The organism is Streptomyces sp. PsTaAH-137 (genome assembly GCF_003259365.1).
GTDB lineage: Bacteria > Actinomycetota > Actinomycetes > Streptomycetales > Streptomycetaceae > Streptomyces.
The window spans coordinates 439,244-466,144 of record NZ_QLLY01000006.1 but is presented as its reverse complement, the minus strand read 5'-3'; the positions used below and the strand labels follow the sequence as shown (position 1 = coordinate 466,144).

Below are 26,901 nucleotides of genomic sequence, written 5' to 3'. Positions count from 1 at the left end.
GCGGCCGGCCACCACGGTGGCGCGCTCGGAGGACTGCCCAGGGGCCGGGGCGGTGTGCTCAGTTGGTGGGGGTGTCCGATGGTGGGGAGACCGGGGCCACCGGGGTGGCTGTGGCGCCGTGGGGGGACGGGGAGTGGCGGAGGGAGGCTTCCTGGGACCAGCTGCGGAGATAGCCGACGACGGTGTTGGTGACGGCGACCAGCGGGACGGCCACCACGGCGCCCCCGATGCCGGACACCATGCTGCCGGTGGCGACGGCGAGCACGACGGCCAGCGGATGGACCCGGACGGCACGGCCGAGGATGAACGGCTGGAGGATGTGCCCCTCGATCTGCTGCACGGCGAGCACGACGACCAGCACCATCACGGCGGTGAACACGCCCTGCGTGACCAGCGCGACGACGACGGCGAGCGCACCGGAGACCACGGCGCCGACGAGCGGGATGAACGCGAACAGGAAGATGAAGACGGCGAGCGGCACCGCCATCGGAACCCCGAGGAAGAAGATGCCGAGGCCGATGAAGATGGCGTCGATGAGGGCGACTATGACGGTCCCGCGGACATACGCGGTGAGCGTGCGCCAGGCCCGCGGCCCCGCCCCCGCGATCCCCGGCCGGGCCTGCGCGGGAACGAGCTTGAGGGTCCACTCCCAGATGCGCTTGCCGTCGTAGAGCAGGAACAGCGTCGAGAACATCGCCAGGAGGATGCCGGTCATCGCCTCGACGATGACGGTGACGCCCTCCAGACCGGCGGTGGTGATCGCGTTCGTGTTCGCGCCGATCGCGTCGCGCAGTTGCTTGGCGATGTCGTTGATCTGGTCCTCGGTGACGTGGAAGGGGCTGTTGAGCAGCCACTTGCGCAACTCGTCGATGCCGTCCTGGACCTGATCGGAGAGCGTGTCGATGTTCTCCTGGACCTGCCAGACCACGAACCAGCCGACGAGCCCCATGATGACGAAGCCGAGGATCGCGGTGAGCGCCGTCGCGAGCCCGCGCGGCACCCCGTGCCGGCGCAGCCGGGCCACGGTCGGCTGGAGCAGCGCCGTGATGAGCAGCGCCGCGACGAACGCGAACACCACCAACTGCACGGAGCTGATGACCTTCATCAGGATCCAGACCGCGCCCGCGAGGACCAGCAGCCGCCACCCCGCCTCGGCGGCGACCCGCAGCCCCCAGGGCACGGCGGCCACGGGCTCGGGACGCGCCGTCACGGCGGGCGCGTACGCCGGCGGTGCGGGAACCTGGTCGCCCGACGTCCCGTCGACCTCCTCGGGAGGCGTGGGGCTGCGGCGCGGCGCCGGGTCGTCCCCGTCCCGCTCGGCCTCGGCCCTGCGCTCGTCCAGGCGCTCACCGACCTTGCTGATTCCGGCCCCTACCCGGCCGAGCCAGCCTGGAACTCGCGACATGATCCGTCCTCTGATTTCCCCCGCGGGGGTCCCCGTGGCAGCACCCCCAGTTCCCCCTGGGGCGCATTTCACACCGACCGTACATCCTGATACGGCCGGAGCCCCTCACCGTAAGGACGGTGAGGGGCTCCGGAAGGTTGAACGCGCACGCGATCGCGTTCTAGTACCAGCTGTTGGCCTGCCAGAAGGACCAGGCGTCACAGGGGCTGCCGTAACGGTCGTTCATGTAGTTCAGGCCCCACTTGATCTGCGTGGCCGGGTTGGTCTGCCAGTCGGCGCCCGCCGAGGAGTACTTGGAGGCGGGCAGTGCCTGGAAGAGACCGTAGGCGCCCGACGAGGCGTTGGTCGCGCGGTAGTTCCAGCTCGACTCGTGGTTCACGATGTTGCTGAAGCACTGGAACTGGCCGGACGGCACCATCTGACGCGCCATCGCCTGGATCTGTGCGACCGAGTACGAGGACTGCGTGCTGAAGCTGGAGGCGTCGCGGGTCTCGGAGCGGCTGGCGGCCTTCTTGGCCTCCTCGCGCTCCTTGGCCTCCTTCTCGGCCTTCTCCTTCGCGTCCTGCGCGGCCTGCTGCTTCGCGACGGCGTCGTCGGCGGCCTTCTTGCGGGCCGCCTCCTCCGCGGTCTTCTGCGCAGCGTTGTCCGCGGCGATGGCCTGCGTCTGAGCCTGCTGCTCGAGGGACGAGGTCTGAACCTGGGCCTGCTGGCCCGCGGGTATGTCGGCGAGGAGGGTCGCGTCGCTCGCCGTGGCCTCAGCCTCAGCAGGCTGAGCGGTGCTGCCCGAGGCAACACCCACGACGGCGCCGACAGTGGTGACCGCGGTGGCCGAAGCCACTGCGAATCCCCGGACCGAAATCCGGCTCACACGGTTTCCTTCCAGCATCGCCCGCTTGAGTGTGACCGTCGCGGACGCAATCGTGCCCCTGAACGCTGGCCTCCCAACTGCGGGGTCACGGGAGGCACGGGCCCGGTGGGCAACTCCTTTGCGGGGAGCGCCGCGTGGTGCGCGGGCGGCATACGACGGCCGTTATGGAGTTCAAGGTGCAGCTGGTACTGCGGTGGTTCTGTACCGCTGGGGGTACGCAAGTGTCGTATGCGGGGCCTGACAGGACCGTGACTCTGCCGTATTCGGACGCCGCAAGGCAATTCTGCGTTGCGTGGGAAAGCTCACACCCCGTTTGGCGCAGGGGAATTCAGGAAACGCCCGCGCACACAGACGCCGCCCGGCTAAGCTCTCTGGCTTCTCCGGGCGGCGCCTGCCGAGCACCCTTTCGGGTCCAACTGCTTTAAATCTGGACGTCCTCCAGCATTTCGGTCACCAGCGCCGCGATCTGCGACCGCTCCGAGCGCGTCAGCGTGACGTGGGCGAACAGCGGATGCCCCTTCAGCTTCTCGACGACGGCGACCACACCGTCGTACCGGCCGACCCTCAGGTTGTCGCGCTGGGCGACGTCGTGGGTGAGGACGACACGCGAGTTGGCCCCGATGCGGGAGAGCACCGTCAGCAGGACATTGCGCTCCAGGGACTGGGCCTCGTCCACGATCACGAACGCGTCGTGCAGCGAGCGGCCGCGGATGTGGGTGAGCGGAAGGACCTCCAGCATCCCGCGGGCCGTGATCTCCTCGATCACGTCCCGGCTCGTCACGGCCGAGAGGGTGTCGAAGACGGCCTGCGCCCACGGCCCCATCTTGTCGGCCTCGCTGCCGGGCAGATAGCCGAGTTCCTGGCCGCCGACCGCGTACAGCGGACGGAAGACCATCACCTTCTTGTGCTGGCGCCGCTCCAGGACGGCCTCCAGGCCCGCGCAGAGGGCGAGCGCCGACTTGCCGGTGCCGGCCCGGCCGCCCATGGAGACGATGCCGACGTCCGGGTCGAGGAGCAGATCGAGCGCGATCCGCTGCTCGGCGCTGCGCCCCTTGAGCCCGAAGGCCTCCCGGTCGCCGCGCACCACCCGGACGTTGCCCTCCGGCGTGACCCGGCCGAGGGCCTTGCCGCGCTCGGAGTGGATCGTCAGGCCCGTGTGCACGGGGAGGTCGGCGGCCTCGGGAACGTAGAGCGTCTCCTCCTCGAAGAGCAGGTCGACCTGCTCGCCGGAGAGGGTCAGTTCGGACATTCCGGTGAAACCGGAGTCGGTGATGGCGAGTTCGGCGCGGTACTCCTCGGCGAGGAGGCCGACCGACGACGCCTTGATCCGGAGCGGGAGATCCTTCGACACGACCGTGACGTCGAATCCCTCGGCCTGCAGATTGCGGGCCACTGCCAGGATCCGGGAATCGTTGTCACCCAGGCGGTAGCCCGCAGGGAGGACGGCGGGGTCGGAGTGGTTGAGCTCGACGCGCAGCGTGCCGCCCAGGTCTCCGGTGGGGATCGGGGCGTCCAGGCGTCCGTAGCGAACCCGGTAGTCGTCCAGCAGGCGCAGGGCCTGCCGGGCGAAGTAACCGAGCTCGGGATGGTGCCTCTTGGCCTCCAACTCCGTGACCACGACGATCGGCAGCACGACTTCGTGCTCGTCGAACCGGGTCATGGCATTGGGATCGGCCAGCAGGACGCTGGTGTCGAGAACATAAGTGCGCCGTTCGGCTTTACGCAGGCGCTTGTTGCTGGTCACCACGGAAGGACGTACCCCCTCGGATGAGGTCGGGGAGCGACGGAGGAGTTTCTGGGCCGGGGGTACCGGCGAAGGCTGCCGGTCGTCGGCCCCGCGCAGCGGGCCGAGAGCCGGCCCTCCAAGTCGTCATCCGCACGGGTTCGTGTGCGGTCGTCCTGGTGCAAAGGGCCTCCCGGGCGGGCGGCCCCGTGCCGCCCGCTGAGATGCGGTGTCCTTGGTGCGGACACCGACCTGGGAGGGTTATTCCCTCGAACACGCGCAGCCATGCCAGGGCATAGGGCGGCGCGTGCGTTAACTCCTGATGTCGTGCGTCCCCCGGGTGCGGTCCGGGTGCGGGCGGATCAGCCGCCGAAACGCCGGTGCCGGAGGGCGTAGTCGCGCATCGCGCGCAGGAAGTCGACCTTGCGGAAGGCAGGCCAGAAGACTTCACAGAAGTAGTACTCGGAGTGGGCCGTTTGCCAGAGCATGAAGCCCGACAGGCGCTGCTCGCCGCTGGTGCGGATGACGAGGTCCGGGTCGGGCTGGGCCTTGGTGTAGAGGTGCTCGCCGATCAGGTCGACGGAGACGGCGTCGGCCAGCTCCTCGATCGACTGCCCCTTCTCCCCGGCGTCCAGGACCATCGAGCGGACGGCGTCGGCGATCTCCTGGCGGCCGCCGTAGCCGATCGCCACGTTGACCAGTATTCCGTCGCGCTGGGCGGTGGCCTCCTCGGCCTCCTTGAGGATGCCCTGCATGCCCTCGGGGAGGATGTCGGGGGTGCCCACGTGGTGGACGCGCCAGCGGCCGTCGGCCGCGAGGGCGCGGACGGTGTCCTCGATGATGCCGAGCAGCGGGACCAGTTCCTCCGCGGGCCGGTCGAAGTTGTCCGTCGACAGCAGCCACAGGGTGACGACCTCGACGTCCGTCTCGCTGCACCAGCCGAGGAACTCCTCGATCTTGGCGGCGCCCGCCTGGTGCCCCTGGGCCGGGGTGGAGCCGGCGGCCTTCGCCCAGCGCCGGTTGCCGTCCATGATGACGCCGATGTGCTTGGGCACCTGGTCGTGGTCCAGGTGGCCTTCGACCCGGCGTGCGTACAGCCTGACCAGCAGGCCGCGCAGCCTGTCCCGCAGGTTCACGGTCTTTTGCCCCTCCGTGCAGACGACGGTCCCCGAAGGCGAAAGCCTACAGCCGCAAAACCGGGTGGGAGCTGTGGGGTGTCAGTGCACCGACAGCACCCTGACGTAGTTTCGTACCCATGAACGACACCTCTCCCTATGTGGCCTCGGCGGACCGCTACGACGCGATGGAGTACCGGCGCACCGGCCGCAGCGGCCTGAAGCTGCCCGCGATCTCGCTGGGTCTGTGGCACAACTTCGGGGACGACCGCACGCTCGGCTCCCAGCGCGCGATCCTGCGCCGCGCCTTCGACCTCGGCGTCACCCACTTCGACCTGGCGAACAACTACGGTCCCCCGCCCGGCTCGGCCGAGCTGAACTTCGGCAAGATCTTCGCGCAGGACTTCGCCCCGTACCGCGACGAGCTGGTCCTCTCCACGAAGGCCGGCTATCTGATGCACCCCGGCCCGTACGGCGAGTGGGGCAGCCGCAAGTACCTGATGTCGTCGCTCGACGCCTCGCTGAAGCGGATGGGCGTGGACTACGTCGACATCTTCTACTCGCACCGCTTCGACCCGAACACCCCGCTCGAGGAGACGATGGGCGCCCTCGCCTCGGCGGTGCAGCAGGGCAAGGCGCTGTACGTGGGCGTCTCGTCGTACACCAGCGAGCAGACGGCCGAGGCCGCGCGGATCCTCAAGGAGATGGGCGTCCCGGCCCTGATCCACCAGCCGTCCTACTCGATGATCAACCGCTGGACCGAGGACGACGCGCTGCTCGACACGCTGGAGACGGCGGGCATGGGCTGCATCTCCTTCGCGCCGCTCGCGCAGGGCCTGCTGACGGACAAGTACCTGAAGGGCATCCCGGAGGGCTCGCGCGCCACGCAGGGCAAGTCGCTCGACCCGAACCTGCTGAGCGAGGACGTGGTGCGCCGGCTGAACGGGCTGAACGACATCGCGCAGCGCCGCGGCCAGTCCCTGGCCCAGCTCGCGCTGAACTGGGTGCTGCGCGACGAGCGGATGACGTCGGCCCTGATCGGCGCCTCCAGCGTGCGGCAGCTGGAGAACAACGTGGCGGCGCTGGCCGCTCCGAAGCTGACGGACGGCGAACTGACCGAAATCGACTCGTTCGCGGTCTCCACGCCCGGTACGAACATCTGGGCCGGACGCAGCTGATCCGGTTCGCCCCCGGCGGGTCCCTGAGCGGGGCTTGACGTGTCCGTATGTGCGGACAAAAAACGGGCCGGTCCGTGGGGGGGAGACGGACCGGCCCGAGGGGGGGTTTCCACCATAACCCTTCGTAAGTGCGGATGCCTCCATCGGCGTGCCACAACTACTCTCCGCAATCGCCCGGCGACTGCTGGAGGTAGCTTTCCGGCCGCTGCACAGCGGGCCCACAGGCGTCTTTGACACCGTCTTCACAGGCGCTTCGCCGGAGGTTCGGGGTCCCTCTCCCGTGTCAGGCGCGAGGTTGACGCCGCCGGGGCGGGCCGCGAAGGGCGTCGCAGATATGGCGCATTCGGGTCGCGCGGCGACGGTGCCGGGCCCGGGAGGTGGCAAGCGGTACCGCGCAGCCCCCTCCACCGCGCGGTACCGCCGCGCAGCTTTGCTGGCGCGAATTGCCGTTGGTCTGAACTTACGTGAGGTTTACGTGAGGATCGAGTGCGTCTCGGTAACGATGCGGAATCGGTTGCTCCAGGCGCCCGGTTTGCACCCTTTGCTCAATGCGAGGAGCGCGCCTCGGGCTTGCGGGCCTCGATCAGGTGGCGGGAGCTGTGGGCCACGAACGGCCCTTCCTTCCCGATCCGCTCGTGCAGGGCGCGCAGTTGGGGCTCGTACGCCTCCGCGGTGAAGCCCGGGACCATCCAGACGACCTTGCGCAGGAAGTGGACGACCGCGCCGACGTCGTGGAACTCGATGCGCAGCCGCTCGGCGCGCAGGTCGACGATCTCCAGGCCCGCCGCCCGCGCCTGCCCGGCCTCCTTCTGCGGGTCGCGGCCCCGGCGCACCTCCTCCGGCTGCGGGCCGAGGAAGTACTCGACGACCTCGAACACGCTGCTGGGGCCGACGTGCTGGGCGAAGTAGGAGCCGCCGGGGCGCAGCACGCGGGCGATCTCGGGGAAGTCCGCCCGGACCGGATGGCGGGCGGTGACCAGGTCGAAGGTGGCGTCGGCGAAGGGCAGCGGGGCGTCGTCGGGGGACGCGACCACGACCACGCCGCGCGGGGCGAGCCGGCGGGAGGCCTTCGCCACGTTCGGCGGCCAGCCCTCGGTGGCGGCCGTCAGGCGCGGCAGGCTCGGGGCCAGGTCGAGCACCTCGCCGCCGCCGGTGTGCAGATCGAGCGCCGCGTCGACGCCGGCGAGCTTCTCCCCCATCAGCCGGGCATAGCCCCACGAGGGCCGCTCCTCGGTGGCGCGGCCCTCGAACCAGGAGAAGTCCCAGCCCTCGGTGGGCGCGGCGACCGCCTCGGCGACCAGGTCCTCGTAGGACCTGTCTGCCGTGTGCGCCGTGTGCTCCGCCTGTCCCGTGGTGCCGCCCGTGTCCCTGGTGTCCTCGCCGTTCATGACACCCATGGTCCCAGGGAAGACCGGAGCGCTCCTCCCCTTTTTCCACGCCCTTCCGTTGTCCGGGGGTCCTGCTACTTTCTGCCCACCGAACCGGGGAGGACCACCGATGACCAGCACGCCGACGACGCGGCACGTCCCGTACGAGGGCACGGAGAAGGAGAGCCTGCACGTGGCGCTCGACCGGCACCGGGACGGTGTCGTGTGGAAGCTCCAGGGGCTCGACGAGGCGCGGGCCCGGCGGCCGCTGACGCCGTCGGGGACGAACCTGCTGGGGCTCGTGAAGCATCTGGCGACGGTCGAGTACAGCTGGTTCTGCGACACGTTCGGCCGGGAGAGCGAGCCGCTGTGGTTCGACCCGTACCAGGGCGAGGACATCGTGGCCGCCGACGACGAGACCGTCGAGAGCCTCCTCGCCTTCTACGCGCGTGCGCGCACCGCCGCCGACCGGGCCATCGCCGGGACCGGCCTGGAGGAGACGGGCACGGCCTGGGACGGCAGAACGGTGTCGATGCGCTGGGTGCTGGTGCACATGCTGGAGGAGACGGCCCGGCACCTGGGCCACATGGACATCCTGCGGGAGTTGACGGACGGCGCGACGGGCTACCTGCCGCCGCTGCCCCGGTAGAGGTCCGAGGGCGGGGGGTGTCCTCAGGGATGTACGGGGGATGTCCACAGGGTCTTCTCAGGGGCTGGCCCTCTTTCCCGGCCCCCCGGGGGCGCACATACCCTTGACGCACCCCCGCCGCTTGACCACCTTGGCCCACGTCCCCCACATCGGGCCCGTCCGTCCCACTTCACCGCAGAGACGCGAGCACATGTACGTACGATCTGCACGTTCCGCCATAGCGAGCTGGCTGACCCGCCTCTACTTCTCCCGGCTGCGGAGAAAGGGGACGGGCCTGGATCTGTCGATCCTGTCGAAGCTGCCCGACGGTGCGCTGCTGCCGCTGCGCCGCGAGGGGGTCGACCCGGTCCCCGAGATCGGCGCGCTGCGCGACCGGGAGCCGGTCAGCAGGCTGCCGATCCCCGGCATGACGGTCTGGCTGGTGTCGGGCTACGAAGAGGCGAAGGAGGTCCTCGGCAACGCCAAGGCGTTCAGCAACGACTTCCGGCACCTGGTGGGCGTGGGCGGCGCCGGCGAGGACCAGAACCCGGGCGGGCTCGGCTTCTGCGACCCGCCGGACCACACCCGGCTGCGCCGGCTGCTGACACCCGAGTTCACGATGCGCCGGCTGTCGCGGCTGACGCCGCGCATCCACGCGATCGTCGAGGAGCAGCTGGCCCAGCTGGAGAAGGCGGTGCGCGAGTCGCCCGACGGCACGGCCGACCTCGTCGAGCACTTCGCGATGCCGGTGCCGGCGCTGGTGATCTGTGAACTCCTGGGCGTGCCCTATGAGGAGCGGGAGGCGTTCCAGCAGTTCTCCGTGGCGCGGTTCGACGTGCTGGGCGGCGCGGGCGCGTCGTTCGGGGCCGTGTCGCAGTCGCTCGACTACTTGCGCGGTGTCGTCGCCCAGCAGCGGCGCGATCCGGGCGAGGGCCTGCTCGGCATGCTGGTGCGCGAGCACGGCGACAACATCACCGACGAGGAGCTGACCGGCCTCGCGGACGGGGTGCTGACCGGTGGTCTGGAGACGACGGCGAGCATGCTCGCGCTCGGCACCATGATCATGCTCAGCGACCGGGAGCACTTCGCGGCGCTGCGCGACGCGGAGGACCCGGCGGCGGTCGCGGCGCCGTTCGTGGACGAGTTGCTGCGTCATCTGACGGTCGTGCAGACGGCCTTCCCGCGGTTCGCCCGCGAGGACGTCGAGATAGGCGGCCTACCGATATCCAGCGGCGACATCGTGATCGTGTCGCTCAGCGCGGCCGACCGGGACCCGCGGCTCGGCGCGGAGGGCGACGACATGGACGCCTTTCTCCCCTCGCGCCCGCCCACCGCGTCCCACCTGGCCTTCGGCTACGGCATCCACCGCTGCATCGGCGCCGAGCTGGGCAAGATGGAACTGCGCGCCGCCTTCCCCCAACTGGTCCGCCGCTTCCCCGAGTTGCAGCTCGCGGTGGCCCCCGGGGAACTGGAGTTCCGCAAGCTGTCGATCGTGTACGGGGTGGACTCGCTGCCGGTGCGGCTCTAGCGACTCCTGGGGCATCGGGGCATCCGGGGCGGCATAAGCTGCTGCTTCACGTGCAGGGGTCAACCATCTGTTGACCGGGGTGCAGGGGTGCAGGGGAAGGGGCCCGGGGAGCATGGAGCTCAGGGGGGACGCGGGGCAGGCCGGGGCGGGTTTCGGGCCGTTGCAGGCCGACGATCCCGTGGAGGTCGCGGGTTACCGGGTTGCGGCGCGGATCGGCGCGGGCGGCATGGGCCGGGTCTATCTGTCGCACACGCAGGGCGGCCGCCCGGTGGCGCTCAAGGTCGTCCGCTCCGAGCTGGCCGACGACCCGTCGTTCCGGCGGCGCTTCCGCCGGGAGATGGAGGCGGCGCGGCGGGTGCGGGGCGCGTACACGGCCGAGCTGATCGACGGGGACGCGGACGCCGATCCGCCGTGGCTCGCCACGCTGTACGTGCCCGGCCCCTCGCTGTCGGAGGCGGTCGCGCGGCGCGGGCCGCTGCCGGTGCCGGCGGTGCTGTGGCTGATGGCGGGCGTGGCCGAGGCGTTGCAGGCCATCCACGCGGCCGGGGTCGTGCACCGCGACCTGAAGCCCTCGAACGTCCTGCTCGCCGGTGACGGTCCGCGCGTCATCGACTTCGGCATCTCGCTGGCGTCGGGGCTGAGTTCGTACACGGCGACGAGCGGCGGCCTGGCCATCGGCACGCCCCAGTACATGGCGCCCGAACAGGCGTCCGGCACCGAGGTCACGGAGGCGACGGACGTCTTCGCGCTCGGTCAGACGGCGGCGTTCGCGGCGCTGGGCGCTCCGCTGTACGGCGACGGGCCCGGGGTCACCGTCCTGTACCGCATCGTCCACGAGCGGCCGGACCTGTCGCCGCTCCCCGAGGAGCTGCGGCCGCTGATGGCCCGCTGCCTCGCCGCCGATCCGGCCGACCGGGCCACTCCCGCCGAGATCGTGGAGTGGTGCCGGGAACGGCTCGGGGGTGCCGCGGGTGCGGGTGGGGCTTCTGCGGTGTGGCGGGAGGTGGTGGGGACGGAGGTTCCGGTGCCGGGGCCGGTTCCGGGCTCGGCTTCGGCTTCGGCTTCGGCTTCGGCGGACACGGCTCGTTTCACGGTGGCTTCGCCGCAGGCGCCCCTGAACCCGTGGGCTCCACCGACCGAGCCGAGCGGGCTTCCCGTACGAAGACGTGGTGTCCGGCTGGCTGTCGGCGCGGCCGTGACGGCTTCGGTGCTGGTGCTTTCGGTGCTGGCGTGGACGGTCGGCGACGCGGGCGGGCTGTTCGGCCGCGACAAGGGGAACGGTTCCGGGGTGTCCGCGGGCGCCTCGGCCGGGGCGTCCCCGTCCGTGTCGGCGTCCGCGTCGGGGGTGCAGGCGGATGCCGCCGACGACAGCTCCGGCGCCGATCCCGGCGCTGCTACGAGCCCGGCCGCGGAGCCGACGGTTCACGGGGAGTCGCAGATGTGGCTGGACGCGAAGAACTCGCTGAGCTTCGACGCCCCGTACCAGCGCAAGGACCGCAAGGGCGAGATCCGGTTCTCCTGCCGGCAGGCCGGCTGCGAACTGACCAGCGACACGGCCGTGTTCATGCAGATCTTCGGGACGCCGGACGCCGATCGCGACATGTGCGACCTCATGACCAAGACGAAGACCGGCAAGAAGAGCCACACGTGGCCACTGGCCGCCTCGGCGGCCGGCACCCAGTTCTGTGTCCGCAGCGGCGACGGGCGGCTCGCCTCCATGGTCATCGACGTGAAGTCGACCGCCATGCCCGACATCGCCTTCCTGTCCGTGGACATGGCCTACTGGAGCAAGGTCTAGGCCGGGTCGCGCGGGCTCAGCCGCTCTTCGGGAACGAGACCTCCACGCGGCGGTTCTTCTTGCGGCCTTCCTCGCTGCCGTTGTCCGCGATCGGGTAGTCCTCGCTGTAGCCCCGCACCTGGAAGGTGACGTCTCCGCCGGCCGCGCCGAGCGCTGCCGTCAGCTGGTCGTGGACGGCTTCCGCGCGCTTCTTGGAGAGCGTCAGGCCGTGCGCGTACGAGCCGAGGTTGTCGGTGAACCCGAACACCCGGACCGTGGAAGCCTTCTGGGACTTGATCTCGTCGGCGATCGCCTGGATGCGGGACTGCGCGTCGGGGTTGAGCTTGGCGCTGTCCTTCGGGAAGAGCACCTCGGCCTGGAGGGCGAACGTCACGGTCTCGTTGGTGTCGGAGCGGCGCTCGTCGCCGGAGAGGTCCTCGACGACCGACTTGATGTCCAGCACCTTGGCGGGCGCCAGCGTGGCGCCGTCGGCCAGTTTGAGGCCCGGGCTGTTGGCGTCGACGTCCGGGGGCGCCGAGGTGGTGGTGCTGCCGGGCGGGGCGGAGGGCTTGTCATCGGCGTGCGCCACCGCGGTGCCGGTGGCGAGCAGGAGGACCGTGAGCGTGGCGGCGGTCAGGTGATGGCGGGGCATGTCAATCGCCCTCGGTGATGTCGAGTTGGGCCGGGGGCATGGTGGGGATCTGGAGCTGGACGGAGGTGGTGCCCTCGGGGGGCGCGGGGAACTGGACGAACCAGTCGGAGGTCTTACCCGGGTCGATACCGCCCTGGAACTTGGTGCAGAGGCAGCGTCCTTGAGTGTCCCGGAGCACCAGGTACCTCTTCTTGCCCGCCTGGTCGACGATGCTGGCACCGGCCATGGAGGCAGCGTTTCCCTGCAACTCGCTCTCGTCGCTCTTCCACTCGGTGGCGAGCCAGATGCCAGACGTCCCGTTCGTCACCGAGCCGCTGACAGTGACGTAACCACCTTGGTCACGCTTGGCCGAGGTCACCGTGAGAGTGATGCCGTTGCTCTTCACCTCGGCCAGCGTCTGCTCGGCGTCCGCCGATGATGACGCCGTCGGCTTGTCTCCGGCGTCACTCTGTTTCGAGGAGGACTTCGGAGCGTCGTCGCCCTTGTCGTCACCGCCTCCGCAGCCTGTCGCGGAGAGGACAAGGCCCGTTGTGATCGCCACCGCGGCCAGTGCCCGGCGGGTCGTCGTAGTGCGCCGAAGGTTCATCGCTACGGCTTCCCTTTCTCGTCAGTCGGCCAAGTGGACGGAGAACAGAGCCGACGCGTCGGGCAGGTCCTCCAGGTGGAAATCTTCTGGGTCGATTTCAAATGGAGTCCCGTCACATTCGAGTTGGACGGCCTTCTTGAAATCCGCGTCCGCGGGGAACTCACAGCGTGGCTGGACCACCGCGGTGGCGTGGGCCGTGGCGTGCTTGCTCTCCGTACCGGGAATGACCGTGTCGCCCACCGTGTACCGGGTCCGTACCTCGACTCGGTAGCCAGGGAATCCGTTGACCTGCGTGGCGTCGGGGCCCGCGATCACGTCCGAGTCGTTGTCGGCGGCCAGCTGCGCCGCCGCTGCCTGGGCGTCCGTCCCGACGAGGTTCTGCCCATCGAGCCAGTCCAACCAGTCGCCGCCATCGTCGATGGCCTCTCCCAAGCCGACCATCAACTCGTCGCGCGAGGACTGTGCGGCTGCCAGCGCCGCGGCGTCCGCGGCTGATTGGGCACCGTTCCGTACTGAAGCGGCTTGCGCAAAGGCGAAGAAGGCGAGTGCGGCGAAGAGCAGTATCCCTGTGAGCCAGATATAGATCGGGAGTGTGGACCCCCGGTCACCGCTGAGACGAAGCGCCCTCAGCCGCCGCCGGTGACGCGGGCGACCGCGTTGCCGATCGCCTGAGAGATCTTGCCGTCGAGCCCGAGCGCATCGATGGCCAAGAAGATCCCCGCGATCAGAATCATCAGCCCCGCGTACTCCACGAACCCGGCACCGGAATCTCGCCGCGCCCCGCGAACCCGCTCCGACACCGAAATCGTCCACTTGACCCACACCCCGATGAGCCGATCCCTGGTCACGATCTCTCCTTCCCCGTGCGACGGCCACGCTCGCGCGCGTACCGTACGCAACGTACGCGACCAGCAACCGCTTGTACTCAGATTCGACAATTAACTGCTGTCGTTTGACCGTAAGTTCATGCGGGGATGTCCGTCGCATTCTCGCCCCCCTCCCCATCGCGTTCGCAACTGCCAACAATGGTCGGGAACACTGTAGCCAGTCAACGCCCCAATATTGAGCCGAAGTTGGAGCCAGAGCCCAGGAACATGCCCGTGCCGATAAGGATCATGGTGGCCGGGAGCATGAAGACCAGGGTGACCATCGTTGCCTTCGGGATTGTTTTCGCTGCGCGGCGGCGGGAGTTCTGGGCGTCGGTGCGGCGCATGTCCGTGGCCAGTTGGATGAGGGTGTCCGCGATGGGTGAGCCCAGTTCCTCGCCCTGCTGAAGGGCGGAGACGAACTGGGCGACCTGCTCGGACGAGTTGCGGCGACGGAGTTCGTCGAACGCCTGGCGGCGCGGGACGCCCATGTCCATCTGGCGCAACGTGATGCGGAGTTCGTCGGCCCACGGGCCCTCGTACTTCTCGGCGACCCGGTCCAGGGCCTGACGGAAGCCCAGGCCCGCCGAGACGACGACCGCGAGGACGTCGAGGAAGTCGGGGAGGGTGCGGTCGATGACGTCCTTGCGTTCGCGCACGGCCTGGAGGATCAGCGCGTCGGCGGCGAACGCGCCGAAGGCGAGCGTGAGTACGGCCAGGAGGGGCGAGCCGCTGGAGAGGAAGACCAGGGCCATGACGACGCCGAAGGCCCCGTACACCGCCCGTCGCGCCGCGTACCGGTCGATGGTCAGGCCGCCCGGGTTGCCCGCCATGTCGATGCGGCGGCGCTTGGCGTCGACGCGGCGGGGGCCCATTAGGCGCAGGATCAAGGGGGCGAAGCGCATGCCCAGGCGGTCGACCGCCGAGGACGGGGCCGAGACGCGGGTGGCGCCGACCTCCAGGGCGAGGGCCAGGTCGCTGGGGATCTTGGCGTCGGCCCGGTACATGCGGACGCCCAGGAAGACGCCGAGGACGGCCAGGCCCATGAGGAGGGCGAGGAGGAGGCCGAGGAGGGGGGTGGACATGGTGCCTCAGACCTCGATCTTTCCCAGGCGGCGGATGACGAAGAAGCCGATCGCGTAGAGGCCGAGGGAGACCAGGATCAGGGTCTGGCCGATCGGGGAGCCGGTCACCCGGGCCAGGGCGCCGTCGTTCGACGCGTTGATGAGGATCAGCGAGCCCAGGCCGAGGAGCGGGACCGTGAAGGCGGTGGCGTTGACCTCGGAGAGCATCGTGCGGATCTCGCGCCGGGTCTCCTTGCGGTCCTCCAGGGTCTGGGTGAGGTTGCGCAGGGAGGAGACGACCGTGCCGCCCGCCTTGTTCGCCAGGACCAGTGTGGTGACGAGGACGATGAGTTCGCGGGAGGGGAGGCGGGTCGCCAGTTCGTCCAGGGCGTCGTCGACCGAGTGGCCGAGTGACAATTGGTCGGCCACGCGCGAGAGTTCTTCGCCCGCGGGGGCTTCCAGCTCCTCCGCCGCCATCGCGAGTGAAGTGCGCAGGGCGAGGCCGGCGGCCGTCGCGTTGGCCAGGAGGCGGGCCACGTCCGGGAGTTGGTTGATGAACGCCTCGATGCGTTTCTGCCGCTGCCAGTTGAGGAAGATGACGGCGCCCCAGACGCCCACCGCGCCCGCGATCGGCCCGAAGAACGGGGCCAGGGCCGTCGCCGCGATCAGCCACAGGACGACGACGACCACGGCCACGTAGACGAAGAACTCGCCCGGGGTGACGTCCAGGCCCGTGGCGGAGAGGCGCAGGTGCAGCGCCTTGCCGAGGCGGGTGCGGCGCAGACGGTGGTCGACGGAGCGGAAGCGCCGGGTGCGGCCGCCCGCGCCGGAGCCGTAGCCGCCGGCCGGGTAGTCGTCGAGGCGGTCGACGAGCGCCTGGCGCTGGGCGCGTCCGGACGCGTAGACGTGGACGCCCGCGACGGCGACGACGCAGGCCAGGACCGTGGCGCCGAGGGCGATGAGCACCGGGTTCGTCATCCCGTGGCCTCCCTGGTGTTCAGTACGTCGACGGACTCGACCACCCCGAAGGCCGGTGGCACCGACTCCCCCGCCACGTACAGCCGGTCGGCGACGCGGCGGGGCAGCGGCAGATGCTCGTAGTAGCCGTGGACGCGGCGCGGGCCGGCCTCGCCGTAGGTGTGCGGCTGGGCGGCGAAGCGGGAGACCGTCGCGATCGTGAACTGTTCGCGGCCGTGGCTGACGAGGAGGGCGATCTCGGTGACCCGGCGGGAGCCGTCGGCGTGCCGGGTGAGCTGTACGAGGACGTCGACGGCCGAATTGATCTGGTCACGCAGGGCCTCGAACGGGACGTCGACCTCGGACATCGAACCGAGGGTCTGGAGGCGGGTGAGGGCGTCCTCGGCGGTGTTGGCGTGGACCGTCGCGAGGGAGCCGTCGTGGCCCGTGGACATGGCTTGAAGCATGTCCAGGGTCTCGCCGCCGCGGACCTCGCCGACGATGATGCGGTCGGGGCGCATGCGCAGGCTGTTGCGGACGAGGTCGCGGATGGTGACCTGGCCCTTGCCCTCGACGTTCGGCGGCCGTGATTCGAGGCGGATGACGTGGTCCTGCTGGAGCTGGAGCTCCGCCGAGTCCTCGATGGTGATGATGCGCTCGTGGGGCGGGATCAGCGCGGAGAGGGCGTTCAGGAGGGTCGTCTTGCCGGAGCCGGTGCCGCCGCTGACGATGATGTTGAAGCGGGCCCGGACGCAGGCCGCGAGCAGCATCAGCATGTGCTGGTCGAGGGAGCCGAGGTCCAGGAGTTCGTTGAGGCTGTACGCGCGCGGGAAGCGGCGGATGGTGAGGGTGGCGCCGGTCAGGGCGAGCGGCGGGATGATCACGTTGACGCGTTCGCCGGTGGGCAGGCGGGCGTCGACCATGGGGTTGGACTCGTCGACGCGGCGGTTCACGGTGGACACGATGCGTTCGATGGTCTGCATGAGTTGTTCGGGGGACGCGAAGCGGAGCGGGAGCTGTTCCACGCGGCCCGCTCGTTCCACGAAGATGGCGTCCGGGCCGTTCACCATGATCTCGGTGATGGAGGCGTCCGCGAGGAGCGGTTCGAGGATGCCGAGGCCGAGCGCTTCGTCGACGACCCGGCGGATCAGCTGGGTGCGTTCGGTGGAGGAGAGGACCGGGCCCTCGCGGCTGATGATGTGGCCCAGCACGCGTTCGAGGCGGGCCCGGCGGTCCACCGCGGCGAGGGTCGACATCTCGGCGAGGTCGATCTCTTCGAGGAGTTTGGCGCGGTAGACGGCGACGAGGCCGTCGTCGCGGGACGGTTCGCCTCCGGCGGGGTCGCGGGTGGCGACCACTCTGGAGCGCAGGCTCATGTCAGCTCCCCTGGTCGGTCTGGTCGCTGGGCATGGTCACGGTGCGGGTGATGTCCCATCCGTCGAAGAGGGGGATGATCGCCCGGACGTGGACGGTGACGGTGCAGGTGACCGTGGGGCCGCCTCCGCCGCAGCCACTCGGTCTGGGGTGCAGCCAGCCACTTGCCGACTCCGCGATGGCGGTCGCGCCGGTTCCCGGGTTCAGGGATTCGGCGCGGGCTCCGGCGCGGGCGGCGCTGCCCGCCTGGTTGGCGCCGTAGCCGACGAGGCCGAGCTGGATCGCGGCCATACCGATCACCAGGAGGAAGGGGAGGAAGCCGGCGAACTCCAGCATGGAGACGCCCCGGTCGTCCTTCAGGCGCGGGTGCGTCGTGGCTGGTCGCGCAGTTCCCCGCGCCCCTATGGGGCGCTTCACTGTCCCAGATCCTCTTCGGTCGCCGCCCCGGCCTCACCCGTGACGGACCACCCGGGGTTCACCCCGGGGAAGAACAGCGGGACGTCGACCTGCACTGTGGCCTTCATGACCGTGCCCTCGGGGGCGCAGCTGATGGTGGCGCCACTCCACGCCGACGGCAGGTTCTTACGGCCCGCCGTCTGGCAGGCGCCGCCGTAGTCGCCGGTGCCCGCCTGGGCCGAGGTCGCGGCCCGTGCCGCCTCGTCCGCCGCGTTCCCGGCCAGTGAGTACGTGTATCCGTACAGCACGCACTGCCAGAGCAGGCCCATGACGACGAGCACCAGCGGGAACATCGCGGCGAATTCGAGGGTGACGGCGCCTTTGTCGCCGCGGCGGCGGGTGCGGCGGCCGGCCGTGGCGTCGGGGGCCGGGGTGGCGACCAGGCCGAGTTCGCCGGCCAGCGTCCACATCGCCTGCTTCACCGAGGAACGGTTGTCGAGGTCCTGCATACGGCCCGCGTCGACGGCGGCCTGGAGCTCCCGGAAGGCGGCGGGGATCGTGGTGCGGGCCGTCCTGGTGCCGGTGACGCGCTCGACCAGGGTCGGCTGGATCTCGGCGGAGCGCGCGTACCGGTTGACGACCGTCAGGGTCTCCTCGGCCTTGCGGATCTGGAGCCGGTCCCAGAGGCGGATCATGCGCTTGGCGGCGCGGACGGCGACGACGTCCGGGGTGATCAGGAGGGCGGTCTGGTCGGCGAGTTCGATCGCGGCGGCGTTGGCGGCGCCCATCTGCGTACCGCAGTCGACGACCACGACCTCGTAACGGGCGCGCAGGGCGTGGACGACCTGGCGGGCCACGCGGTCGGTGATCTCCTCGCCGCGTTCGCCGTCGGCCGGGGCGAGGAGGAGGTCGATTCCGGTCTCGTGGGTGAAGACGGCGTCCTGGAGGACGCGCGGGGTGATGTCGGTGATGGCGGCCAGGTCGGCGACGGAGCGGCGGAACTGGACGTCGAGGTAGGAGGCGACGTCGCCGGACTGGAGGTCGAGGTCGAGCAGGGCGACCGAGCGGCCCGACGCGCTTGCGGCGAGCGCGAGTTGGACGGCGGTGAGGGTGGTGCCGACGCCGCCCTTCGCGCCGGTGACGGCGACGACGCGGCCGCCGCCGCCCGCGGGGACGAGTTCGTTGCCGGTGCTGCCCGCGAGGTGGCGGCGCATACCGGCGGACCAGGAGGCGGCGGCGTGCACGCGTTCGGCGAGGGCGTCGTAGCTGAGCGGGAAGGCGACGATGCCGCGGGCGCCGCTGTCCATGGCGGCCGTGAGCAGGGCCGGGCTGGTGTCGGCGGTGACGAGGACGACGCCGACCGCCGGGAAGCGCAGGACCAGGTCCCGGATGAGGTCCAGGGCGGGTACGGGGCCGATGCGTTCGTGTACGAGGACGACCTCGGGGAGTTCGTCCAGGGACTCGGCGGCGAGGCGGGCCAGGAGGTCGAGCAGCGCCGTGGAGTCGGGGACCGGCGGGGCCGGCTCCGTGTCGGGGAGCTGGGAGAGCAGGGTGATGAGCGCGCGGGCGCTGTCGGGATCGCCGACGGCGGGCAGAATACGAGTGGTCACCGGGCCTCCTCGGTGTACGGGTACCCCGGTCCGCGCTGCGCGCACCGCCCCACGAACACGCCCCCGGCACCCGCCGCCTCGCCCACCCGTGCCGCCCCAGGCGGCAGACTGCCCAAGGCGGCGCCAGGGACGCGGGGAACTGCGCGCATCACCATCACCCGACCCCCTACTTGTCCTCGTCCAGCGTGTACGTCCGGTCGCCCGGCGGGACCGCCCCGTCGCTGCCCGGTGCGACCAGTGCCAGCCTCACGTGGGTCGCGAACGACTCGGCGTACGCGACCCGTTGGGCATCGGCGGCGCCGAGCGCGAAGGTGATCGGTACCGCCTCGCCCTGCCGCCGTATCCCGTTGTTGTCGGAGGCGTTGGCGCCCTGCTGGTCGATCGGGGTGAGCTTGCCGACGTCCATGACCTCGGCGCTCTCCACGATGACCTTCGACTGGTCGCGCTGCTTGTCGTTGGCGGCCTTGAAGGTGGCGTAGATGTTCACCTTAGAACCGGGGTTGATCTTTCCGGCGACGCCCGTCTCGGCGTCGATCATGATGGCGATCTCCTGCTGCCCCGCCTTGAGCTGCGGCCGGGAGACGATCATGTCGGCCTGGAGCAGGGAGCCCTTCTTCAGCTGGGTGACGGCGATCTTGCCGCGGATGTCGCCGATCCGGGTGACGGCCGTGGACGACAGCCAGCGCTCGGGCATGTCGACCTCCTCGAACTGGTCCGCCGTCAGCTCCTTGTACGGGGCGATGTCCGTCTTCAGCCGGTACGCGGTCCGCTCCGGGCCCACCTTGGAGTTCACGTCCTTGATCACCGACAGCACACCGGCGAACGCGCCGAGGGCGCACAGGGCCGAGACGACCAGGAGTATGACGCCGCGGCGCTGACGTGAGTTCATGGACGGGACAACCTCGTGGGTAGACGACGGGACGGCTGGCGGGACGGGGTCAATGGGGGCCGCGCGGCAATGCGGCCCGTGCCGAGGCCGCCGCCGGCCGGAGCGCCGCCGTCTGCCGCCCGCCGCCCACCCGCTCGGGCGGCGCGCCGTCGGACAGCGGCGCCGCGCAGAACCCGCAGCGGTCACCGATGAGTTCGAGCCCGCACCAGCGGCAGTCCTCGCGCCGCACGGACGACACGAGCTGGTAGAGCACGGAGATGTCGGGGATGGCGGCGGCGAACTCCACGATCCGGCCGGGGCTGCCGGGCTTCCCGGTCGCCCACCAGCGCGCCGACTCGGCGGGCAGCCGCGCCTCGGTCACCCCGTGCACCCGCCAGGCCCGGGCGAGCTCGCCGGTGACCCAGTCGGCGGCGCTCTGCCCGGTGGCGTAGAAGAGGTGCGTGCCGAAGGAGGGCCCGCCCGGCGCCTCGCCGGCCGCCCCGGTGAGCCGGACCAGTTCGGGCTGGGGCGAGGCGACGACGGCGAACTGGGCGTTCGGTGACCAGGACTTGGCGTGCGCGCGCAGGGTGACGGGGACCCGGTCCAGCTTGGCGACGGAGCCGACGACGGCGCCCGCGTACACGTAGTGCGCGAGCAGGCGCGCGGCCGAGGCGAGCACACCGGGGCTGAAGTCGCAGATCGACAACTGGCGCAGTTGCAGAGCGAGTACGGCGAGCCCGAGCGGTGGCAGCTCGGGGCGCAGGATCGCGATCCGGTCGCTTTCGAGCACGGAACGGATCGCGTGCAGTCGGTGCAGGACCGTGTCCGGTGCCGACTGCGGGCAGAGCACGATCACATAGCCGTGCTGTTCGATCAGGGTGTGGACGTCGATGATCGCGCGGTCGAGCGGATACCGCTCCTGCGCCTCGCCCACGGGCAGCACCGAGGCCGTCGGAGTGTGCCGGTCCGGCGAGGTGAGCACGAGGTCGGGGTCGGTCACGGCTATGGCGGTCGGCACGCGCGCACCCCCGGTCGCTCTGCGCTGCTCCTCCTGACGGCGTTCTGCCTGAGCACCATATCCACGTGAGCGCTCCTGAACACCCAACTTCTCACTGTTCATGGCCGGATGGGCAGGAGTTGGCCCGGAACCATCACCTCCGCACTGTCGGAACCCTTGACAGGGGCATTGGTCTGGACCAGTTTGTATCTCCAGCAGCTGCTTCCCCAACTCCCCCACGGTTCGCCCCACTCGGAGGCAGAGAATGACGCACTCCCTTCGCCGGCACGGCCGACTCGGCACGTTCATCGGCGGATTCACGGCCGCGGCCCTCGCCGCGACCGGTCTGTTCATGGCCACGGCCGGCAGCGCGGACGCGGCCCCCACCGCGCAGAGCGCCGCGGCCGCCGTCCCCGCTCACGCGGTGACCGGCTACTGGCAGAACTTCGACAACGGCGCGGCGGTCCAGAAGCTCAGCGACGTGCCGTCCGACTACGACATCGTCGCGGTGGCCTTCGCGGACGCCACGACGACACCGGGCGCGGTCGACTTCACGCTCGACTCGGCGGGCCTGGGCGGCTACACCGAGGACGCGTTCAAGGCCGACATCAAGGCCAAGCAGGCGGCCGGGAAGTCGGTGGTCATCTCGGTCGGCGGCCAGAACGGCACCGTCTCGATCAACGACTCCGCCTCGGCCACGAACTTCGCCGACTCGCTCTACGCGCTCATGCAGGAGTACGGCTTCGACGGCGTCGACATCGACCTGGAGAACGGCCTCAACTCCACCTACATGTCACAGGCGCTGGAGTCGCTGGCGGCGAAGGCGGGCAGCGGATTCGTGCTGACGATGGCGCCGCAGACCATCGACATGCAGTCCACGGCCAACGAGTACTTCAAGACCGCGCTCGCCGTGAAGGACATCCTCACGGTGGTCAACATGCAGTACTACAACAGCGGTTCGATGCTCGGCTGCGACGGCAAGGTCTACAGCCAGGGGACGGTCGACTTCCTGACCGCGCTCGCCTGCATCCAGCTGGAGGGCGGTCTCGACCCGTCGCAGGTCGGCCTCGGTGTCCCGGCCTCGTCCAGCGCGGCGGGCAGCGGCTATGTCGCCCCGTCGGTCGTCAACGACGCGCTCGACTGCCTCGCCAAGGGCACCAACTGCGGCTCCTTCAAGCCGTCGAAGACGTACCCCGGCATCCGCGGCGCGATGACCTGGTCCACGAACTGGGACGCGACGGCCGGCAACGCCTGGTCCTCGGCCGTCGGCGCGCACGTGCACGGCCTGTAGTCCGGCCGGCCGACAAGAACGGGCAGCGCCGCCGCTCCCCCGGCGGCGCTGCCGGAACCTTCGCGGACCTCAGTCCTCGAAGTAGGCGTCCAGCGCCTTGTCGAGGCTCTCGGTCCACTCCTTGAGGCGGGACTTGTCGGGAGCCTCGACATCGTTCGGGTACCAGCGGCTGTTGGGCGTGTGGACCGTCACCGTGAGGCGCTTGCGCGAGGTGCCGTACTCGACCGCGCTGATCTCGTCCCAGGTGAAGTCGGCCTGCTGGTCGTCGAGGGTGTACCGGACGCCGGTCTCGTCGACGGTGATGGAGCCGCGACGGTCCTTGGCCTCCAGCGTGGCGCCGTCGACCTTCTCCGCCTTGGCGGGCTTGTCAGCCTTGTCGGCCTCGTCGGTCTTCGCGGGTTCCTCCGCGTCGGCGTCCTCGGCCGCTTCGGGTGCACTGTCCTCGGCGTCCTCCCGCTCGGGCGTCTCCTTCTCCAGGGACGGCGTGCTCACCTCCCCCGCGGGCTCGTCCGCTTCCGCCTCGGTGGCCTGGGCGTCCTCGACAACCGTCTCCTTCGCGGGAGACGTCAGACCGGGGACGGACGCCGGGTCGAAACCGGCGCCGGCGACGGGCGTGACCTTCTGACTGTCCATACGCTGCTCCACGCGCCGAAGTATGGCGGACGACTCTGTGTCCCGGGGCCCCCGGCCCCTTACGTCCTGGTCACGAACGGGCGGAACGGCGCCGCTCACTACGGTGAGCCATGGCGCCGTCCCTCCGCGTGACGAATGAGCCAGACGAAATGAGCTAGACGAACAGGCTGACCACGGCCGCCACCGCGAACCCGGCGACGGAGAGAACCGACTCCAGGACCGTCCAGGTGCGCAGCGTGTCCCGCTCGCTGATCCCGAAGTACTTGGAGACCATCCAGAAGCCGCCGTCGTTCACGTGCGAGGCGAAGATGGAGCCCGCCGAGATCGCCATGATGACCAGCGCGGTGAACGCCTGCGAGTAGTGACCCTCGGAGAGCAGCGGGGCGACGATGCCCGCGGTCGTGACGATCGCCACCGTGGCCGAGCCCTGGGCGACGCGCAGGACCAGCGAGATCAGGTAGGCGAGGACGATGACGGGCAGGCCCATGCCGTTGAACGTGTCGGCCAGCGCGTCCGCGATGCCGCTCGCCTTGAGGACGGCGCCGAAGACACCGCCCGCGCCGACCACCAGGAGGATGTTGCCGACCGGCTTCAGCGACGCCGTCGACACCGTCTCCAGGGACTTGCGGGACCAGCCGCGCCGGATGCCGAGCAGGTAGTAGGCCATCAGCAGGGCGATCGTCAGCGCGACGAAGGGGTGGCCGAAGAACTCGATGACCGAGCGGCCCGTGGACGGGTCGAAGGCGATCGAGGAGAACGTCGCGAGGAGGATCAGCACCAGCGGCGTACCGATGATGGTGAACACGGTGCCCAGCGGGACCGGCTTCTCGGTCGGGACGACGCCCGAGGCACGCTGCTCGGCCTCCAGGGCGGCCTTCGCCTCCTCGGCGGCCTCCACCATGTCCTGCGGTACGGGGACGAAGATCCGCTTGCCGATCCAGGCGGCCCAGCCCCAGGCGGCCAGCACGGCCGGGATGCCGCAGACGATGCCCATGAGGATGACCCAGCCGAGGTCGACCTTCAGCAGACCCGCGGCGGCGACCGGGCCCGGGTGCGGCGGCAGGAACGCGTGCGTCATCGACAGGCCCGCGAGCAGCGGCATGCAGTACAGGATGATCGACTTGCCGCCGCGCTTGGCGGCCGCGTAGACGATCGGCGCGAGGACGAAGATGCCGACGTCGAAGAAGACGGGGATGCCGAAGATGAGGCCGGTGAGGCCCATCGCGAGGGGGGCGCGCTTCTCGCCGAAGAGGTTCAGGAGGCGGGAGGCCAGGACCTCGGCCCCGCCGGAGACTTCCAGGACGGCGCCGAGCATGGTGCCCAGGCCGATGATGATCGCTACGTGTCCGAGGGTGCCGCCCATGCCGGACTCGATGGTGGAGACGGCGTCGGACTTCTGGACGGTGCCGAAGAGTTCGGTGACCGACAGGCCGGCGCCGAGGCCGACGGCTATGGAGACCGCGAGCAGGGCCACGAACGGCTGGATGCGGGCCTTGATGATCAGGAAGAGCAGCAGCACGATCCCGAGGAACGCGACGGTCAGCAGACCGGCCGTGCCGTCGATGATCGTGAGCAGGCCGCCGGTGTGGGGCGGTGCCTCGGTGGGGGCCGCGAGCGGGGCGGCGAGAGCGAACGGGGACATCGTTGACCTCGTAAGTGCATGAAGCTTTCAGGGCAGGGGGGATCGCGGCACGGCGCACCGCGCTGCGGGAGCGGGTGGGCCGTGCCGTGACGACGTACGGCTTGCGGGTGGTTCAGAACGCGCGGAACGGTCAGCCGAGGACGGCGAGCGCGTCGATCTCGATGAGCAGGCCCTTGGGCAGACCGACGTAGACGGTCGTGCGCGCGGCGGCGGGGGCCTTGAGGCCCTGCTCCTCGAAGTACTCGTTGTAGATCTTGTTCATCTCGGCGAAGTGGTCGACGTCCGTCAGGTAGACGCGCATCATCATGACGTCGTCCCAGGTGGCGCCGCCCTCTTCGAGGATCGCCTTGACGTTGGCGAAGGTCTGGAGGGTCTGCTCGCGCAGGGTCGGACCGGCCGGGGTGGGGGCCTGGCCCTCGACGGCCGGGAGGAAGCCGACCTGGCCCGCGACCTGAAGGAGGTTGCCCTTCTTGACGCCGTGCGAGAACTTCGCGGGCGGGGTGGTGTGGGTGGCAGGGGTGAGGGCGATCTTCTCGGTCATCGTGAACTGGCTTCCTTGCTTGGGGGGTTACCGGAGTAGTCCCGGCTGATGGCCTCCGCCGTGCGGCGCACGAGCGGGAGGAGGGTGAGGAGTTCCTCGGCGGTGACGACCACGTTCGGCGCGGAGACCGACATGGCGGCGACGACGCGGCCGTCGGCGCCGCGGATGGGCGCCCCGACGCAGTTGATGGACTCCTCGTGGCCACCCAGGTCGGTGGCCCAGCCCTGTTCGCGCACCTTCTCCAGCTCCCGCAGGAAAGCGGGGGCGTTGGGGGTCGAACGGGCCGTGTACATGGGGTAGTCGAGCTTCTCCGCGAGGGCGCGGCGCTCGGCCTCGGACCGGTCGGCGAGCAGCAGCTTCGCCACGGCCGCGACGGTGATGGCGACGGGCTTGCCGATGCGCGAGTACATGCGCACCGGGTAGCGGCTCTCGACCTTGTCGATGTAGAGGACCTCGTGCTCCTCGTACACGGCGAGGTGGACCGTGTGGCCGCACTTCTCGTTGAGCGCGGTGAGGTGGGGGTGGGCGATCTCGCGCACGTCGAGGTTCTCGACGGCCTCCTGGGCGAGGGCGAAGAGGCGGGCGCCGAGCCGGTAGCGCTGGTCGGACTGGCGGTGGACGAGCCCGTGCTCGTGCAGGGTGCGCAGCAGCCGCAGGGCCGTGGACTTGTGGACGCCGAGCCGGTCGGCGACCTGGCCCAGGTCGGCGGGGCCCTCGGCGAGCAGCGGCAGGATGCTGAGCGCGCGGTCGACGGTCTGGCTCATGGCGTACGTACCTCCTCGGCGGCCCCGCTGTCGGCTGCTTCGGTCGCTTCGGTCCAGCCGGGGCCGAGGTGCAGTGTCCCCCACGCGTCCGCTCCGAGGGCGACCAGCCGGTCGGCGTGGGCGCGGCTCGGGGGCGCGGCGAGGTCGCCGGGGACGGTGAGGGCGGCGGCGGCCCACAGGTGGCCGTGGCGCAGCCGGGCGGCGGTGGGCAGCCCGCGCAGGGTCGCGGAGAGGAACCCGGCGGCGAAGGCGTCACCGGCGCCCACGGCGGCGACGACGTCGACGCGCGGGGCGGGCTCGAAGTGGCGGCCGTCCTGATCGAAGGCGACGGCGCCCGCGGAGCCCTGCTTCACGACGAGGAGCGACGGCTCGGGCAGCGCGGCGCGGATCGCGTCGGGTCCGCCGGTGACGCCCCAGGCGTCCTCGGCCTCGTCCTCGCCGACGAAGACGAGGCCGGCGCGGCGGGCGAGGTCGAGCAGGACCCGCGCGTCGTCGGGGTCGCGCCACAGGCCGGGGCGGTGGTTGACGTCGAAGGAGACGGTGCCCGGGGTCGAGCCGTCGGTCAGGGCGTACAGCAGGCCGAGGCAGTCGGCGGAGAGCGCGGCGGTGATGCCGGACAGGTGCAGGACGCGGCCGGAGCGCAGCGCGTCGAGGTCCAGGGTGTCGACGGACATCGCGGAGGCGGCGGATCCGGCGCGGTAGTAGGCGACCTCGTGGGAGTCGCCGCCGCGGTCCCCGGCGGTGCGGAAGTAGATGCCGGTGGGGCGGGCGGGGTCGCGGCGCACGGCACCGACGTCGACGCCGTAGCCGCCGACGGCCTCGACCAGGTGGTCGCCGAAGCCGTCGGCGCCGACCCGGCTGACCCAGCGGGTGCGGTGTCCGCCGGCGGCCAGCACGCACGCCACGTTGGACTCGGCGCCGCCGATCCCGCGGTCGAAGGAGGGCACGTCGGCGAGGCGTCCCGGCACGGTGGGCCGGAACGTGACCATGGACTCGCCGAGCGCGACGACGTCCACCGGCGTGCCATTCATGGGGCGTCCTCCTCGCGGCGGGGTGGGCCGACGACTTCGT

Annotated in this window: 26 protein-coding genes; 5 read left to right on the top strand and 21 right to left on the bottom strand. The window is 70.6% G+C overall.

All coding sequences use genetic code 11. The features are described from left to right. Positions 1 to 58: 58 nt before the first annotated feature. The 4 genes from K377_RS16695 to K377_RS16680 all read right to left on the bottom strand — a co-directional run bounded on the left by K377_RS16695 (position 59) and on the right by K377_RS16680 (position 5,132). Entirely contained in the window at positions 59 to 1,405 is a 1,347-nt protein-coding gene (locus K377_RS16695) for an AI-2E family transporter (protein ID WP_111664114.1), read from the bottom strand. 160 nt (positions 1,406 to 1,565) lie between these two features. Then, the gene (locus K377_RS16690) at positions 1,566 to 2,273 is read right to left on the bottom strand and encodes a lytic transglycosylase domain-containing protein (protein WP_111664113.1); all 708 of its coding nucleotides are present in this window, start codon (positions 2,271 to 2,273) and stop codon (positions 1,566 to 1,568) included. A gap of 421 nt (positions 2,274 to 2,694) precedes the next feature. Next, on the bottom strand, positions 2,695 to 4,020 hold the full coding sequence (locus K377_RS16685; protein ID WP_111664112.1) for a PhoH family protein: 1,326 nt from the start codon (positions 4,018 to 4,020) through the stop codon (positions 2,695 to 2,697). A 338-nt stretch (positions 4,021 to 4,358) separates the two neighbouring features. Continuing rightward, a complete protein-coding gene (locus K377_RS16680; RefSeq protein WP_111664111.1) occupies positions 4,359 to 5,132 on the bottom strand; it encodes an isoprenyl transferase in 774 nt (257 codons plus the stop codon). A gap of 119 nt (positions 5,133 to 5,251) precedes the next feature. On the opposite strand from K377_RS16680, the gene mgrA reads away from it, so the two are divergent. Continuing rightward, complete coding sequence (gene mgrA / locus K377_RS16675; RefSeq protein ID WP_111664110.1) at positions 5,252 to 6,289, top strand: L-glyceraldehyde 3-phosphate reductase; 1,038 nt, start codon at positions 5,252 to 5,254, stop codon at positions 6,287 to 6,289. 545 nt (positions 6,290 to 6,834) lie between these two features. Here the strand turns inward: mgrA and K377_RS16670 are convergent. Beyond that, positions 6,835 to 7,677, bottom strand: a complete 843-nt coding sequence (locus K377_RS16670) for a class I SAM-dependent methyltransferase (RefSeq protein WP_111664215.1) — start codon at positions 7,675 to 7,677, stop codon at positions 6,835 to 6,837. Positions 7,678 to 7,786: 109 nt separating this feature from the next. Here K377_RS16670 and K377_RS16665 point away from each other — a divergent pair, with 109 nt between their 5' ends. The 3 genes from K377_RS16665 to K377_RS16655 all read left to right on the top strand — a co-directional run bounded on the left by K377_RS16665 (position 7,787) and on the right by K377_RS16655 (position 11,610). Continuing rightward, positions 7,787 to 8,305 (top strand): DinB family protein, encoded by a 519-nt coding sequence (locus K377_RS16665; RefSeq protein WP_111664109.1) that lies wholly within the window; start codon positions 7,787 to 7,789, stop codon positions 8,303 to 8,305. A gap of 190 nt (positions 8,306 to 8,495) precedes the next feature. Continuing rightward, positions 8,496 to 9,812, top strand: coding sequence for a cytochrome P450 (locus tag K377_RS16660; RefSeq protein ID WP_111664108.1), 1,317 nt, complete (start codon positions 8,496 to 8,498; stop codon positions 9,810 to 9,812). Between the two features lie 112 nt (positions 9,813 to 9,924). Next, positions 9,925 to 11,610, top strand: coding sequence for a serine/threonine-protein kinase (locus K377_RS16655; protein ID WP_111664107.1), 1,686 nt, complete (start codon positions 9,925 to 9,927; stop codon positions 11,608 to 11,610). 16 nt (positions 11,611 to 11,626) lie between these two features. Here the strand turns inward: K377_RS16655 and K377_RS16650 are convergent, their stop codons facing one another. From K377_RS16650 to K377_RS16605, 11 genes are all read right to left on the bottom strand, one after another. After that, entirely contained in the window at positions 11,627 to 12,241 is a 615-nt protein-coding gene (locus K377_RS16650; protein ID WP_111664106.1) for an OmpA family protein, read from the bottom strand. Position 12,242: 1 nt separating this feature from the next. Next, positions 12,243 to 12,827, bottom strand: coding sequence for a hypothetical protein (locus K377_RS16645; protein WP_111664105.1), 585 nt, complete (start codon positions 12,825 to 12,827; stop codon positions 12,243 to 12,245). Between the two features lie 21 nt (positions 12,828 to 12,848). After that, on the bottom strand, positions 12,849 to 13,412 hold the full coding sequence (locus K377_RS42280) for a pilus assembly protein TadG-related protein (protein WP_375605926.1): 564 nt from the start codon (positions 13,410 to 13,412) through the stop codon (positions 12,849 to 12,851). A 41-nt stretch (positions 13,413 to 13,453) separates the two neighbouring features. Beyond that, complete coding sequence (locus tag K377_RS42275; RefSeq protein WP_258395060.1) at positions 13,454 to 13,657, bottom strand: hypothetical protein; 204 nt, start codon at positions 13,655 to 13,657, stop codon at positions 13,454 to 13,456. A gap of 218 nt (positions 13,658 to 13,875) precedes the next feature. Next, the gene (locus K377_RS16635) at positions 13,876 to 14,778 is read right to left on the bottom strand and encodes a DUF5936 domain-containing protein (protein ID WP_111664103.1); all 903 of its coding nucleotides are present in this window, start codon (positions 14,776 to 14,778) and stop codon (positions 13,876 to 13,878) included. Positions 14,779 to 14,784: 6 nt separating this feature from the next. After that, positions 14,785 to 15,735 (bottom strand): type II secretion system F family protein, encoded by a 951-nt coding sequence (locus tag K377_RS16630; protein ID WP_111664102.1) that lies wholly within the window; start codon positions 15,733 to 15,735, stop codon positions 14,785 to 14,787. After that, on the bottom strand, positions 15,732 to 17,090 hold the full coding sequence (locus K377_RS16625) for a CpaF family protein (protein WP_111664101.1): 1,359 nt from the start codon (positions 17,088 to 17,090) through the stop codon (positions 15,732 to 15,734). Before K377_RS16625 ends, K377_RS16630 begins: the two co-directional genes overlap by 4 nt. 1 nt (position 17,091) lies before the next feature. After that, positions 17,092 to 17,424 (bottom strand): TadE/TadG family type IV pilus assembly protein, encoded by a 333-nt coding sequence (locus K377_RS16620; RefSeq protein ID WP_111664100.1) that lies wholly within the window; start codon positions 17,422 to 17,424, stop codon positions 17,092 to 17,094. A gap of 77 nt (positions 17,425 to 17,501) precedes the next feature. After that, positions 17,502 to 19,094 carry an AAA family ATPase gene (locus K377_RS16615; protein WP_111664099.1) on the bottom strand — a complete coding sequence of 531 codons (1,593 nt, stop codon included), beginning with the start codon at positions 19,092 to 19,094 and terminating at the stop codon, positions 17,502 to 17,504. 166 nt (positions 19,095 to 19,260) lie between these two features. Beyond that, complete coding sequence (gene cpaB / locus K377_RS16610) at positions 19,261 to 19,983, bottom strand: Flp pilus assembly protein CpaB (RefSeq protein ID WP_111664098.1); 723 nt, start codon at positions 19,981 to 19,983, stop codon at positions 19,261 to 19,263. A gap of 49 nt (positions 19,984 to 20,032) precedes the next feature. Further along, the gene (locus tag K377_RS16605; RefSeq protein WP_258395055.1) at positions 20,033 to 20,980 is read right to left on the bottom strand and encodes a hypothetical protein; all 948 of its coding nucleotides are present in this window, start codon (positions 20,978 to 20,980) and stop codon (positions 20,033 to 20,035) included. A gap of 244 nt (positions 20,981 to 21,224) precedes the next feature. Here K377_RS16605 and K377_RS16600 point away from each other — a divergent pair, with 244 nt between their 5' ends. After that, positions 21,225 to 22,250: a chitinase gene (locus tag K377_RS16600; RefSeq protein WP_111664097.1), complete on the top strand. Its 1,026-nt coding sequence runs from the start codon at positions 21,225 to 21,227 to the stop codon at positions 22,248 to 22,250. Between the two features lie 69 nt (positions 22,251 to 22,319). Here K377_RS16600 and K377_RS16595 read toward each other — a convergent pair whose 3' ends face one another. The 5 genes from K377_RS16595 to K377_RS16575 all read right to left on the bottom strand — a co-directional run bounded on the left by K377_RS16595 (position 22,320) and on the right by K377_RS16575 (position 26,861). Next, entirely contained in the window at positions 22,320 to 22,895 is a 576-nt protein-coding gene (locus K377_RS16595; protein WP_258395054.1) for a hypothetical protein, read from the bottom strand. A 142-nt stretch (positions 22,896 to 23,037) separates the two neighbouring features. Then, positions 23,038 to 24,525: a GntP family permease gene (locus K377_RS16590; protein ID WP_111664095.1), complete on the bottom strand. Its 1,488-nt coding sequence runs from the start codon at positions 24,523 to 24,525 to the stop codon at positions 23,038 to 23,040. Positions 24,526 to 24,655: 130 nt separating this feature from the next. After that, positions 24,656 to 25,066, bottom strand: coding sequence for a RidA family protein (locus K377_RS16585; RefSeq protein WP_111664094.1), 411 nt, complete (start codon positions 25,064 to 25,066; stop codon positions 24,656 to 24,658). After that, positions 25,063 to 25,830, bottom strand: a complete 768-nt coding sequence (locus tag K377_RS16580) for an IclR family transcriptional regulator (protein ID WP_111664093.1) — start codon at positions 25,828 to 25,830, stop codon at positions 25,063 to 25,065. Before K377_RS16580 ends, K377_RS16585 begins: the two co-directional genes overlap by 4 nt. Next, positions 25,827 to 26,861, bottom strand: a complete 1,035-nt coding sequence (locus K377_RS16575) for a sugar kinase (protein ID WP_111664092.1) — start codon at positions 26,859 to 26,861, stop codon at positions 25,827 to 25,829. Before K377_RS16575 ends, K377_RS16580 begins: the two co-directional genes overlap by 4 nt. Positions 26,862 to 26,901 lie beyond the last annotated feature (40 nt).

Bases quoted from the DNA above. Each gene is read 5' to 3' on its own strand.
- K377_RS16695 (WP_111664114.1), bottom strand. From the start codon at position 1,405: ATGTCGCGAGTTCCAGGCTGGCTCGGCCGGGTAGGGGCCGGAATCAGC.
- mgrA (WP_111664110.1), top strand. From the start codon at position 5,252: ATGAACGACACCTCTCCCTATGTGGCCTCGGCGGACCGCTACGACGCG.
- K377_RS16670 (WP_111664215.1), bottom strand. From the start codon at position 7,677: ATGAACGGCGAGGACACCAGGGACACGGGCGGCACCACGGGACAGGCG.
- K377_RS16665 (WP_111664109.1), top strand. From the start codon at position 7,787: ATGACCAGCACGCCGACGACGCGGCACGTCCCGTACGAGGGCACGGAG.
- K377_RS16660 (WP_111664108.1), top strand. From the start codon at position 8,496: ATGTACGTACGATCTGCACGTTCCGCCATAGCGAGCTGGCTGACCCGC.
- K377_RS16655 (WP_111664107.1), top strand. From the start codon at position 9,925: ATGGAGCTCAGGGGGGACGCGGGGCAGGCCGGGGCGGGTTTCGGGCCG.
- K377_RS16650 (WP_111664106.1), bottom strand. From the start codon at position 12,241: ATGCCCCGCCATCACCTGACCGCCGCCACGCTCACGGTCCTCCTGCTC.
- K377_RS16645 (WP_111664105.1), bottom strand. From the start codon at position 12,827: ATGAACCTTCGGCGCACTACGACGACCCGCCGGGCACTGGCCGCGGTG.
- K377_RS16635 (WP_111664103.1), bottom strand. From the start codon at position 14,778: ATGTCCACCCCCCTCCTCGGCCTCCTCCTCGCCCTCCTCATGGGCCTG.
- K377_RS16630 (WP_111664102.1), bottom strand. From the start codon at position 15,735: ATGACGAACCCGGTGCTCATCGCCCTCGGCGCCACGGTCCTGGCCTGC.
- K377_RS16625 (WP_111664101.1), bottom strand. From the start codon at position 17,090: ATGAGCCTGCGCTCCAGAGTGGTCGCCACCCGCGACCCCGCCGGAGGC.
- K377_RS16620 (WP_111664100.1), bottom strand. From the start codon at position 17,424: ATGCTGGAGTTCGCCGGCTTCCTCCCCTTCCTCCTGGTGATCGGTATG.
- cpaB (WP_111664098.1), bottom strand. From the start codon at position 19,983: ATGAACTCACGTCAGCGCCGCGGCGTCATACTCCTGGTCGTCTCGGCC.
- K377_RS16600 (WP_111664097.1), top strand. From the start codon at position 21,225: ATGACGCACTCCCTTCGCCGGCACGGCCGACTCGGCACGTTCATCGGC.
- K377_RS16590 (WP_111664095.1), bottom strand. From the start codon at position 24,525: ATGTCCCCGTTCGCTCTCGCCGCCCCGCTCGCGGCCCCCACCGAGGCA.
- K377_RS16585 (WP_111664094.1), bottom strand. From the start codon at position 25,066: ATGACCGAGAAGATCGCCCTCACCCCTGCCACCCACACCACCCCGCCC.
- K377_RS16580 (WP_111664093.1), bottom strand. From the start codon at position 25,830: ATGAGCCAGACCGTCGACCGCGCGCTCAGCATCCTGCCGCTGCTCGCC.
- K377_RS16575 (WP_111664092.1), bottom strand. From the start codon at position 26,861: ATGAATGGCACGCCGGTGGACGTCGTCGCGCTCGGCGAGTCCATGGTC.